The organism is Burkholderia sp. Ac-20365 (assembly GCF_017104715.1).
GTDB lineage: Bacteria > Pseudomonadota > Gammaproteobacteria > Burkholderiales > Burkholderiaceae > Paraburkholderia.
Map to the genome: position 1 here is coordinate 16,344 of NZ_JAAGPI010000070.1, position 12,246 is coordinate 28,589.

Annotated in this window: 8 protein-coding genes; 2 read left to right on the plus strand and 6 right to left on the minus strand. The window is 62.1% G+C overall.

Translation table 11 applies throughout. The features are described from left to right. The first annotated feature begins 88 nt into the window (after positions 1 to 88). Positions 89 to 1,309 carry an EmrA/EmrK family multidrug efflux transporter periplasmic adaptor subunit gene (locus G3O01_RS43750; protein ID WP_205813714.1) on the plus strand — a complete coding sequence of 407 codons (1,221 nt, stop codon included), beginning with the start codon at positions 89 to 91 and terminating at the stop codon, positions 1,307 to 1,309. A 35-nt stretch (positions 1,310 to 1,344) separates the two neighbouring features. Next, on the plus strand, positions 1,345 to 2,910 hold the full coding sequence (locus G3O01_RS43755; protein ID WP_205813715.1) for a DHA2 family efflux MFS transporter permease subunit: 1,566 nt from the start codon (positions 1,345 to 1,347) through the stop codon (positions 2,908 to 2,910). 850 nt (positions 2,911 to 3,760) lie between these two features. Here G3O01_RS43755 and truB read toward each other — a convergent pair. The 6 genes from truB to rluB form a co-directional block, all read right to left on the minus strand. Further along, on the minus strand, positions 3,761 to 4,687 hold the full coding sequence (gene truB, locus G3O01_RS43760) for a tRNA pseudouridine(55) synthase TruB (protein ID WP_205813716.1): 927 nt from the start codon (positions 4,685 to 4,687) through the stop codon (positions 3,761 to 3,763). A gap of 24 nt (positions 4,688 to 4,711) precedes the next feature. Further along, positions 4,712 to 5,077 carry a 30S ribosome-binding factor RbfA gene (gene rbfA / locus G3O01_RS43765; protein ID WP_205813717.1) on the minus strand — a complete coding sequence of 122 codons (366 nt, stop codon included), beginning with the start codon at positions 5,075 to 5,077 and terminating at the stop codon, positions 4,712 to 4,714. Positions 5,078 to 5,242: 165 nt separating this feature from the next. Continuing rightward, on the minus strand, positions 5,243 to 8,131 hold the full coding sequence (gene infB / locus G3O01_RS43770) for a translation initiation factor IF-2 (protein ID WP_205813718.1): 2,889 nt from the start codon (positions 8,129 to 8,131) through the stop codon (positions 5,243 to 5,245). A 96-nt stretch (positions 8,132 to 8,227) separates the two neighbouring features. Then, entirely contained in the window at positions 8,228 to 9,703 is a 1,476-nt protein-coding gene (gene nusA / locus G3O01_RS43775; protein WP_205813719.1) for a transcription termination factor NusA, read from the minus strand. Next, positions 9,700 to 10,158 (minus strand): ribosome maturation factor RimP, encoded by a 459-nt coding sequence (rimP, locus tag G3O01_RS43780; protein WP_205813720.1) that lies wholly within the window; start codon positions 10,156 to 10,158, stop codon positions 9,700 to 9,702. Before rimP ends, nusA begins: the two co-directional genes overlap by 4 nt. Before the next feature lie 456 nt (positions 10,159 to 10,614). Beyond that, the coding region (rluB, locus tag G3O01_RS43785) for a 23S rRNA pseudouridine(2605) synthase RluB (RefSeq protein ID WP_205813721.1) at positions 10,615 to 12,246 on the minus strand (1,632 nt) is incomplete at its 5' end.

Sequence of the window (12,246 nt, forward strand, 5' to 3'; positions counted from 1 at the left end):
ACCGACCGGCGCAAGCACACACAAACACACGCACACCCGATTGCGATCCGAATAAACGATACAGACTGACAGAATCCGGAGCATATCCATGAGCACGCCCCAACAACCCGCGAACGCGCAGCCGGCCAGCAACGGCAAACGCAAGCGCATGATGACGCTGCTCGTCATCGTGATCCTGATTGCCGCGATTGCGTACGGCCTCTACTACTTCCTCGTTGCGCGCTTCCACGAAGAGACCGACGACGCCTACGTGAACGGCAACGTCGTGCAGATCACGCCGCAAGTGACGGGCACCGTCGTCGCCGTGAACGCGGACGATACGCAGACCGTGAAGATCGGCGATCCGCTCGTGCTGCTCGATCCGGCCGATTCGCGCATCGCGCTGCAATCGGCCGAAGCGAATCTCGGCCAGGTCGTGCGTCAGGTGCGCGGCCTCTACGCCGACGACAGCCAGTACCAGGCGCAAGTCGCCGTGCGTCAAGCCGATCTGTCGCGCGCGCAGGATGACTTGAAGCGCCGCATGCAGGTCGCGCAGACGGGTGCCGTGTCGCAGGAAGAAATCTCGCATGCACGCGATGCCGTCAAGAGCGCGCAAGCCGCCGTCGACGCCGCCCAGCAACAGCTCGCATCGAATCGCGCGCTGACCGCGAATACGACGATCGCGAGCCATCCGAATGTGCAGGCCGCGGCCGCGAAGGTTCGCGACGCGTATCTGAACAACGCGCGCAACACGCTCCCCGCGCCTGTCACGGGCTATGTCGCGAAGCGTTCGGTGCAGGTCGGCCAGCGCGTCGCGCCTGGCAATCCGCTGATGGCGATCGTGCCGCTGAACGCCGTGTGGGTCGACGCGAACTTCAAGGAAGTGCAACTGAAGCACATGCGTATCGGCCAGCCCGTCGAACTGACGGCGGACGTCTACGGTTCGTCCGTCAAGTATCAGGGCAAGGTGGTCGGTTTCTCGGCGGGCACGGGTTCGGCGTTCTCGCTGCTGCCCGCGCAAAACGCGACGGGTAACTGGATCAAGGTCGTGCAGCGTCTGCCCGTGCGTATCGCGCTCGATCCGCAGCAACTGGAAAAGCATCCGCTGCGTATCGGCCTGTCGATGCAGGTCGACGTGAGCATCAAGGACGACACGGGCGGCGAGCTCGGCAGCGCCGTCAACACGGTCTACCAGACCAACGTGTTCGACAAGTATGGCGACGAGGCCGACGCGGAAATCGCCCGCATCATCGCTGAGAACGCCGGCCCGAATGCAGGTCAGCCGCAGAAAGCGGCAACCGGTTCGAAGACCGCGGCCAAGCTGATGTAATCACGCATCTGCATCACACAAGGTTCTAACAATAGATGGCTCAGTCTCAGGCGCAAGTCCCTCACCCGCCGCTCGAGGGCGCGCAACTGGTGATCGGCACCATTGCGGTGTCGCTCGCCGTGTTCATGAACGTGCTCGACACGTCGATCGCGAACGTGTCGATCCCGTCGATCTCGGGCGACCTCGGCGTATCGTCCGATCAGGGCACGTGGGTGATCACGTCGTTCGCGGTCGCCAACGCGATCTCCGTGCCGCTCACCGGCTGGCTCACTGACCGCATCGGCCAGGTGCGTCTCTTCATGGCGTCGATCATTCTGTTCGTGATTTCGTCGTGGATGTGCGGGCTGTCGCCGAACCTGCCGTTCCTGCTCGCGTCGCGCGTGCTGCAAGGCACGGTGGCCGGTCCGATGATTCCGCTGTCGCAAACGCTGTTGCTTGCGAGTTATCCGCGCGCGAAGGCGCCGATGGCGTTATCGATGTGGGCGATGACGACGCTGATCGCGCCTGTCGCCGGTCCGATTCTGGGCGGCTGGATCTCAGACAACATCTCATGGCCGTGGATTTTCTACGTCAACATCCCGGTCGGGATCGTCGCTGCGCTCGCGACGTGGGCAATTTTCCGCAACCGCGATTCCGTCATCAAGAAAGCGCCGATCGATATCGTCGGTCTCGTGCTGCTGATCACGTGGGTCGGTTCGTTGCAGGTGATGCTCGACAAGGGCAAGGATCTCGACTGGTTTTCGTCGACGACGATCGTGGTGCTCGGTCTCACGGCCGTGATTGCCCTGGCGTTTTTCATCGTGTGGGAACTGACGGACAAGCATCCTGTTGTCGATCTGTCGTTGTTCAAGCTGCGCAATTTCACGGGCGGCACGGTGGCGCTCGCGGTTGGTTACGGCCTGTACTTCGGTAATCTCGTGCTGCTGCCGCTGTGGCTGCAAACCGACATCGGCTATACGGCGACGGATGCAGGTCTTGTGCTGGCGCCTGTCGGCGTGTTCGCAATCATCTTGTCGCCGATCACGGGCAAGATCTTGCCGCGCACCGATCCGCGTTATATCTCGACGGCGTCGTTTCTCGTGTTCGCGCTGGTGTTCTGGATGCGCTCGCGCTATACGACCGGCGTCGATACGTATTCGCTGATGCTGCCGACGCTGATTCAGGGTATCGGCATGGCTGGGTTCTTTATTCCGCTCGTGTCGATTACGTTGTCGGGGTTGCCGGGGAACCGGATTCCTGCGGCGTCTGGCTTGTCGAACTTCGTTCGGATCATGTGCGGCGGGATTGGGACGTCGATCTTCGAGACTGCGTGGGATCATCGTTCGATCCTGCATCATGCGCAGTTGGCCGAGAACGCTAACGCCTATAACCCGGTGTTTCATCAGTCGGTTACGCAGATGGGTGGCGTCGGGTTGGATCATTCGCAGGCCTATGGGCTTATTAATTCGATGGCGACGCAGCAGGCGGCACAGCTTGGGGTGAATGATCTTTTTTATGTTTCGGCCGGGATTTTTGTCGCGCTGATTGCGTTGATATGGATTACGCGGCCGGAGCGTGCGGGTGGTGGGGATTCGGCGGCGGCTGCTTCTGCTGCGCACTGAGTTTTTTTTATGCCGCTGGCGGGGGGTGTTTTTGGCTTCTCGCTGGTATCTGCCTGGTGTTGTCGGTTCTTCATGCGTTGCCCCTGTGCGGGGCAGCGTCAGCTTTTTGGTTTGGCTTGCAACCCTTCGTACGGTTTGCTTGTGCGTTCGTTGGCATCCGCGTGATGTTATTGGTCCGCCTGGGTTGCCCCTGTGCGGGGCGGCACTTACTTTCTTTGCCGCCGCAAAGAAAGTAAGCAAAGAAAGCGGGCTAACACCGCCAGCCCTTGTTCTCGCCTGAGGGCCCCCAACGGTTCTTACACTTCACACGGCAACTTCTCAGTCACGGCCCGTTGCCAACGCTTTGGCTAAACGCCTCCCCCACTTCACTCACCCGTAGCGCAGCCAGCGGCAGCGAATGGTTTATGCCGCCCAGGTGGCAAACTGTGTGTAGGTCGTAGTGCTTCACACCTCAGCGCTCTTACAACACCGACCGTGGTTTTCAGTCCGGAGTGGAGCGCATAAGCCGCGCGAGCCTACACACAGTTTGCCGCTATAGAACGTGGGAGATTTGATCGCGCATGTGGCGACGCGGGAGTGTGAAGCGGGTGATGAGCCGATTCGAAGCGTTGGCAGCGGGCGTCGAGAAGAGCGACGCCGCATGAAGGAGAGGACCCGTTGGGGGCCCTCAGGCGGGAACAAGAATTGGCGGTGTTCAGCGGCTTTCTTTTGCCTACTTTTCTTTGCCGCGGCAAAGAAAAGTAGGTGCCGCCCCGCACAGGGGCAACGCCTGCAGAACCAATAACAAAACGCGGATGCCAGCGACACGCCCAAAAAAACCAAACCAAGCGTCGCTAGACAACCCGCACCACTAACCCACTATCAACCGCTCCGGCGCAAGCACCCCCTCTCCAACCCTCGCGACACCAAGCAACTTCCCTGCAGCGTCATAAATCCGCGCCCGCGAAGCCAGCAAAACATCTTCCAGAAGAGAAAGATCAGCCAACCGCAACCGCTGGCCGTGCATAAACCGGCGAGCCGCTTCGTCATCGAGCTGAACAGACGGAAACGTCGACAACAACGCATCAACCGGTTGCAGCCAGCCATCACGCTGGGCGTCAGCCGCATCAGACAACGCATCGAGCGTGACAGAGTTTTCGAGCGTCAACGCACCAACCCCCGTGCGCCGCAGCATCACGAGATGCGCACCACACCCGAGCGCCTCACCGATATCCTCAGCGAGCGTACGCACATACGTACCCTTACTGCATGTCACGCGAAACGTCACATCCGGCAACGCGCAAGCGAGCAACTCAAGCGCATGAATCGTGACCTGCCGCCCTTCGCGCTCGACCGTCTGACCTGCACGGGCATACTCGTACAGCGGCTTGCCGTCGCGCTTGAGCGCCGAATACATCGGTGGCACCTGGACAATGTAGCCTCGAAACTGCGCAAGCGCCTGCTCGACGGCAGCCTGATCGCACGTCACATCGCGCGTCTGGATCGCTTCGCCTTCGGCATCGCCCGTTGTCGTGCGGATACCCAAGCGCATCGTTGCTTCGTAAGTCTTGTCCGCTTCGAGCAGATCCTGCGAAAACTTCGTCGCTTCACCGAAGCAAAGCGGCAGCAGCCCGGATGCGAGCGGATCGAGCGTGCCCGTGTGGCCCGCCTTTTTTGCAAGATACAGACGCTTCGCGCGGATCAGCGCGTCGTTACTCGACAGACCTACCGGCTTGTCGAGCAGCAACACACCATCCAGCGCGCGACGCGGTACCTTGAGACGTTGATTCTGATTCATATCTGCGAGTGCCCCGACCTGCGATCAGTCGTCTTTCGCGCGATTGGCATTCGCCTCGTCGATCAGGCGCGACATCTCAACCGCGCGCTCGATCGTCTTGTCATAGTGGAAATGCAGCGTCGGCACGGTGTGAATATGCAGACGCTTGAACAGCAGATTGTGCAGATGACCGGCTGCGTGATTGAGCGCGTCCTGCGTCTGATGCGGATCGCCCGTCAGCGTCGTGAAGTAAACCTTCGCGTGCGCATAGTCCGGCGTCAATTCGACGCTCTGGAACGTGACGATTCCGATACGCGGGTCTTTCACCTCGCGAATCAGTTCAGACAGATCGCGCTGAATCTGATCGGCGATCTGCACATTGCGATTGGGAGAAGTACGTTTCTTAGGCATGGTGAATCCGTGATCCAAACTACCGAATAGGCAAAGTGTTCGCGCATTCGGTGGCAGCGAGCCACGGACTCCAACGCAAACACCACAAACAATCGATGCAAAAAACAAAGGGGCGGGACCGGGCTTCAGCGCCCTGCCCCGCCCCTCATGCGCATGCCGCTGGAATTACAGCGTACGCGCGACTTCCGTGACTTCGAAGACTTCGAACTGATCGCCTTCCTGAACGTCGTTGAAGTTCTTCACCGACATACCGCACTCGAAGCCCTGACGGACTTCCTTGACGTCGTCCTTGAAGCGCTTGAGCGAGTCGAGCTCGCCCGTGTGGATGACGACGTTGTTGCGCAGCACGCGCACCGACGACGAACGCTTGACCACACCGTCCGTGACCATACAGCCCGCGACCGTGCCGACCTTCGGCACCTTGAAGACCTGACGGACTTCGACCATGCCCGTGACAACTTCGCGCTTTTCCGGCGCCAGCATGCCCGACATCGCCGCCTTCACCTCATCCACTGCGTCATAGATGATGTTGTAGTAACGGATGTCGATACCGTTGGTCTCCGCCAGCTTACGCGCCTGCGCATCCGCACGCGTGTTGAAGCCGATGATGACCGCCTTCGATGCCGTCGCCAGGTTGACGTCCGACTCGCTGATGCCACCGACCGCGCTGTGCACGATCTGCACGCGCACTTCGTCGTTCGACAGCTTGAGCAGCGACTGGACCAGCGCTTCCTGCGAGCCCTGCACGTCGGCCTTGACGATAAGCGGCAGGTACTGCACTTCGCCTTCGCCCATCTGCTCGAGCATGTTTTCGAGCTTCGCGGCCTGCTGCTTGGCCAGCTTCACGTCGCGGAACTTGCCTTGACGGAACAGTGCGACTTCACGTGCCTTGCGGTCGTCCGGCATGACGATGACTTCTTCGCCCGCCGCCGGCACTTCCGACAGACCCTGGATTTCGACCGGGATCGACGGACCTGCCGACTTGGTCGGCTTGCCCGTTTCGTCGAGCATTGCACGCACGCGGCCATAGGCGCTGCCTGCCAGCACGACGTCGCCGCGGTTCAGCGTACCCGACTGGACGAGGATCGTTGCCACCGGACCCTTACCCTTGTCGAGCTTCGCTTCGATCACGAGGCCCTTGGCCGGCGCTTCGACCGGTGCCTTCAGTTCCAGCACTTCTGCCTGCAGCAGCACGTTTTCGAGCAGATCGTCGATACCCGCGCCCGTCTTCGCCGACACCGACACGAACGGCGAATCGCCACCGTATTCTTCCGGCACGACGCCTTCCGCGACCAGTTCCTGCTTCACGCGATCCGGATTGGCGTCCGGCTTGTCGATCTTGTTGATCGCGACGACGAGCGGCACGCCGCCAGCCTTCGCGTGCGAGATCGCTTCCTTCGTCTGCGGCATCACGCCGTCGTCCGCTGCGACCACCAGAATCACGATGTCGGTTGCCTTTGCACCACGCGCACGCATTGCCGTGAACGCTTCGTGACCCGGGGTATCGAGGAACGTGATGACGCCGCGCGGCGTTTCGACGTGATACGCGCCGATGTGCTGCGTAATGCCACCCGCTTCGCCCGCCGCAACCTTCGCGCGACGGATGTAGTCCAGCAGCGAGGTCTTGCCGTGGTCGACGTGCCCCATGACCGTGACGACAGGCGGACGCGGCAGCAGCGGCGCGTCGGAGACTTCGCCTTCGACCAGCATCGCTTCCGGATCGTCCAGCTTCGCCGCGACCGCGTGATGGCCCAGTTCCTCAACGACGATCATCGCCGTTTCCTGGTCCAGCATCTGGTTGATCGTGACCATCTGGCCGAGCTTCATCATCACCTTGATGACTTCCGAAGCCTTCACGGCCATCTTGTGCGCGAGATCGGCCACCGTGATGGTTTCCGGCACGTGCACTTCACGCACGATCGGTTCGGTCGGTGCCTGGAAGCTCGTGGCTTCCTGATGCTTGCCCCGGCCCTTCGGACCGCCGCGCCAGCCGCGATCGACGCCGCCGCTCGAGTCACCGCGCGTCTTGATGCCGCGGCGCTTCGCTGCGTCGTCCTGCCAGCCGCCCTTGCCGCCAGCCTTCTTCTTGTCGCCGCCAGGACCTGCCGGCTGCGCAGCCGCTGCCGGTTGCGCCGCTGCTGCGGGCGCAGGCTTCTTCGCAGCCGGACGCGCCGACGTTTCGCCAGCCGGACGCGCCGGCTTGTGCAGCGTGCCCTTCGCTTCCGCGGGCTTCGGCGCTTCGGCCGGCTTCGGTGCCGGTTCCGGCGCCTTGACCTGTGCCTTGCGCGGCGTGTTCATCATTTCGCGGATTGCACGTGCTTCGGCTTCTGCCTTGGCGCGGCGCTTCGCGATTTCTTCCTGTTCGAGGCGCGCCTTTTCGGCCTGCTCGCGTGCAGCGTCTTCAGCCTTCTTCGCCGCTTCACGTTGCGCAGCGCGTTCTGCTGCCGCCTTTTCTTCGTCCTGCGAGGCGCGTTCCTGCTGGGCCTGCTCACGAGCTGCTGCTTCAGCCACTGCCGCTGCGCGCTTATGTGCCGCTTCCTCTTCGGCGCGGCGACGCTCGGCCTCGGCTGCCTGTTCGCGTGCCTGACGCTCAGCCTCTTCGGCGGCGAGTCGTTCCTGACGCTCCTTCAGCTCCAACGCCTGCTTCTCGAGCAGCTCAGCTTCATGGCGCGCTTCTTCCTCGCGACGCTGAAGTTCGAGATCTTCCGCTGCGACCACATTGTTCGATGCTTCCGCGCCTTGCTCGACGGCTTCGTCGCGGCGGACGAACGTACGCTTCTTGCGCACCTCGACCTGAATGGTGCGAGCTTTACCCGTCGCGTCGGACTGCTTGATCTCCGACGTATGCCGCTTGGTCAGCGTGATCTTGCGCTTGTCGGCATCGTTCGAGCCGTGTGACTTGCGCAAGTGGTCAAGCAGACGTGCCTTGTCCGTCTCGGACAAGGCATCGTCCTCACTCGCTTTCTGAACACCTGCCGCGTGCAGCTGCTCGAGCAGCACGCCGGCAGGCATCTTAAGTTCCGCGGCAAATTGGGCTACGTTGTTACTCGCCATTCATTCCTCTTAATGCAAGGACCAGTTCCTTGCGGTTAGCATCGGGTCATGCAGCCTTACGGCCGCGATCAGGTCAGTGGTTCATGGTCTTGGATCTCATTGAAACCAGTGTTCACGGGCCTTCATAATCAACGCCTTGGCGGCGTCTTCGTTCATGCCGGTCATCTCGACCAGCTCGTCGACGGCCAGTTCTGCCAGCTCGTCGCGCGTATGGATCTGATGTTCAGCCAGCTTCGCGAACAACTCGTCGTCCATACCGTCGAGGCTCTTCAGGTCGAGCGCAACGCCCTCGACCTTCTCCTCGTTTGCAATCGCCATCGTCAGCAGTGCGTCACGCGCGCGGTTGCGCAGTTCGTGAACCGTGTCTTCGTCGAATGCTTCGATTTCCAGCATCTCGTTGAGCGGCACGTAGGCGATCTCTTCGAGACTCGTGAAACCTTCGTCGATCAGGATGTCGGCAACTTCTTCGTCGACATCGAGACGCGCCATGAACAGGTCGCGCAGTACGCTACGTTCCTGGTTCTGCTTTTGCGCAGACTCGTCCGGCGTCATGATGTTGATCTGCCAGCCGGTCAGTTCGCTGGCAAGACGCACGTTCTGGCCGCTGCGGCCGATAGCGACCGCCAGTTCGTTTTCGTCGACAACGACGTCCATCGAATGCTTTTCTTCATCGACGACGATCGACTGGACGGCAGCCGGCGCGAGCGCGCCGATCACAAACTGGGCGGGATCTTCCGACCATAGCACGATGTCGACGTTTTCGCCACCGAGCTCGTTACGCACAGCCTGCACGCGCGAACCGCGAATGCCGACGCAGGTGCCGATCGGGTCGATGCGCTTGTCGTAAGCGATCACGCCGATCTTCGCGCGAACGCCGGGATCACGCGCCGCCGCCTTGATTTCCAGCAGGCCCTGTTCGATTTCAGGCACTTCCATTTCGAACAGCTTCATCAGGAACTCGGGCGCCGTACGCGACAGCTCGATCTGCGGACCACGCGCAGTGCGATCGACCTTGCCGATATACGCACGCACACGATCGCCGACGCGCAGGTTTTCCTTCGGAATCAGCTGGTCGCGGCGCAGCAGCGCTTCGACACGGCCCGATTCGACGATGAAGTTGCCCTTGTCGAGACGCTTGACGGTACCCGTCATGATGTTCTCGCCGCGCTCGAGGAAGTCGTTCAGGATCTGCTCGCGTTCCGCGTCGCGCACCTTCTGCAGGATCACCTGCTTGGCAGCCTGCGCGCCGATACGGCCGAATTCGATGGACGGAACGGGTTCTTCCAGGAAGTCGTCGATCTGGGCGTCGGCTTTCTGCTCGCGTGCTTCGAACAGCAGGATTTCCTGATCCGGTTCCTGCAAGCCTGCCTCGTCCGGCACGACTTTCCAGCGACGGAAGGTTTCGTGCTCGCCGCTTTCACGGTCGATATGGACGCGGATGTCCGCGTCTTCGTCGAAGAGTTTCTTGGATGCAGACGCGAGCGCTGCCTCGAGCGCGGCAAAAACCACGTCCTTGTCGACATTTTTTTCGCGTGCCAGCGCATCCACCAGCATCAACACTTCGCGACTCATTGTTTGCGGCTCCTAAAGTCAACTTTCGGAACGAGGCGTGCCTTGTCGATATCCGCGAGCGTGAAATCCAGCATCGCGGCGCCTTCCTTCCCTTCAAATTCCAGACCGATCGTTTCGCCCTCGGGAGCATGCACGATGCCCCGGTACGATTTCCGTCCGTCCAATGGCTTTTTCAATGTGATGACCGCCTCGCTGCCCGCGAAGCGTTCGAAGTCCGCCAGTTTCTTCAGCGGTCGGTCGAGACCCGGCGACGATACTTCGAGCCGCTCGTAATCGATGTTTTCGACCGTCAGTACGTGCTGGAGCTGACGGGTAACTTTTTCGCAGTCTTCGATCCCGATGCCGGCGGGCTGGTCGATATACACGCACAGCATGCCGCGCCCGGTACGCTCGAGATCGACGAGCTCGTAGCCGAGGCCCACGACCGTGGTTTCAATCAGTTCCGTCAGTTGCACAGTGCTGCCCTCTAAGATGTTCGCGCTGCTAGCCTTCGCGAAACACCCGCGAGCTGCGCGCCAAGCCGGCGCACGTTCGTGCTACCCGAGATGCCGATCCACATAAAACTGAGCGGCAAAAAAAAATGGGCGAAACGCCCATCATCTTATTGCCGGTGGTCGCACCTGAGCCGCACATGAAACCGCACGCCCAGTGACTTCGTGATTGTAGCCATTTTTCGCGATGAACGCAAACCGCCGAGCCGCCGTCCACGCCCATTTGCGGGTGATTTCGCCACAATCAAGGCTCGAAAACGGGCGTTTTCGGGCATTTTGCGGACTGCTTCCGTGCGCGGCAAACCATTGCGAGCGAAGCACGCACGACTCTCGAAACGCAAACCGGGGCGCGAACGCCCCGGTCTTTGAATCGCGCGACGGCGAAGAGCAGATCGATACCGCTCACGCCGCCACTTGCGATCAGCGCCCGCGTGAGCGGTTGCGCTGCGCGCCGCCGCTGCGATTACCTCCGCCGGCGTTCGGACTGCCGCCCGCGCGATTGCCGTTGCCCGAACGATTGCCATTCGGCGCACCGTTCGGCGAACGACCGCCGTTACCGCCGCGCTTCGCGTTGCCGCCCGCCGCCGCGCGATTGCCTGAAGGCGCCGCGCGATTGCCGTCGACATCGCGGCCGCCACGGCCACGCCCTTCGCCGCCGCGATTGCCATTGGTGTTGCCAAAGCCGCCACCGAGGCCCGAGTTCACCGCGCCGAACGCGCTCGTGCCGCCCTTCGCGCCGCGTCGACCCTGACCGCCGCCACGCGGCTGCTGCTGATCGAAACGACCGTGCGACATCAGCACCGGCTCACGGTTGATAAAGCCCATCGACGTCTGCATCGGATCGGGTTGACGACGCTCCGGCTCGCTGCGGCGAGCGCCCTTCTCTTCCGTCGGCGCCTTCAGACCCACCGACGCCATCAGGCTGCGCACCTGATTGTCCTCGAGTTCTTCCCAGCGGCCGCGCTTCAGGCCGCGCGGCAGCGCGATCGGGCCGTGACGCGTACGGATCAGACGGCTCACCATCAGGCCGACCGCTTCGAACATACGACGCACTTCGCGGTTACGCCCTTCGGCCAGCGCGACGTGGTACCAGTGATTCGTGCCTTCGCCGCCGCCATCGCGGATGCGCAGGAAATTCGCCGGGCCGTCTTCCAGCTCAACGCCATGCAGAAGTTTCTGACGGTTGCCTTCAGCCAGCTCGCCGACCACGCGCACCGCGTATTCACGCTCGACGCTGTAACGCGGATGCATGAAACGGTTCGCCAGATCACCCGACGTGGTCAGCATCAGCAGACCTTCCGTATTGAAGTCGAGACGACCGACGGCGAGCCACTTGGCCGTCTTCATCGGCGGCAATTTGTCGAATACGGACGGACGGCCTTCGGGATCAGCGTGGCTGACGATTTCGCCCGTCGGTTTGTGGTACAGCAGCACGCGCGGCGGCTTGTTCTGCAGCTTGCGCTTGACGGGCTTGCCGTTGATGCGCACCAGATCGGTCGGCATGATGCGCTGGCCGATGTGCGCCGGCTCGCCGTTCACCGACACGCGGCCGGCAACGATCAGCTCTTCCATCTCGCGGCGCGAGCCCATACCCGCTTCGGCGAGCACCTTGTGCAGCTTGGGCGCGTCGTCGTCCGGCGACAGCACGCGCTTGGGTGCGGCGGGACGGCCACGGCGCAGCATCGGTGCGCGCACGCCGCCCGTCGCGGAGTTGTCGGCATCGAACGCGGGCGACGTCACCCAGGCGAACAGGTCATCCTGCTTGTCACCTTCAGCAGCCACTGCTGGCGCTGCTGCATCACCGGCGGCGCTGCGGTTCTTGCGCTGATTACCTTGATTGCCCTGGCGTTGGCCCTGCTGGCCTTGCTGGCCCTGCTGGCCTTGCTGGCCCGGTTGGCCTGCCTGCTTGCCACCCGTGCGGCGGCCGCCCTGGCCGCCTTGCCCCTTCGAAGCCGCGTCCTTGCGCGGCATGCGCACCTGCGCGACGACTTCGCCGTCGGGCGGCGCTTCCGTCACGACGGGCGCGGGCGGCGTGGCAGCAGCGTCTGCCGC

Bases quoted from the DNA above. Each gene is read 5' to 3' on its own strand.
- G3O01_RS43750 (WP_205813714.1), top strand. From the start codon at position 89: ATGAGCACGCCCCAACAACCCGCGAACGCGCAGCCGGCCAGCAACGGC.
- G3O01_RS43755 (WP_205813715.1), top strand. From the start codon at position 1,345: ATGGCTCAGTCTCAGGCGCAAGTCCCTCACCCGCCGCTCGAGGGCGCG.
- truB (WP_205813716.1), bottom strand. From the start codon at position 4,687: ATGAATCAGAATCAACGTCTCAAGGTACCGCGTCGCGCGCTGGATGGT.
- rbfA (WP_205813717.1), bottom strand. From the start codon at position 5,077: ATGCCTAAGAAACGTACTTCTCCCAATCGCAATGTGCAGATCGCCGAT.
- infB (WP_205813718.1), bottom strand. From the start codon at position 8,131: ATGGCGAGTAACAACGTAGCCCAATTTGCCGCGGAACTTAAGATGCCT.
- nusA (WP_205813719.1), bottom strand. From the start codon at position 9,703: ATGAGTCGCGAAGTGTTGATGCTGGTGGATGCGCTGGCACGCGAAAAA.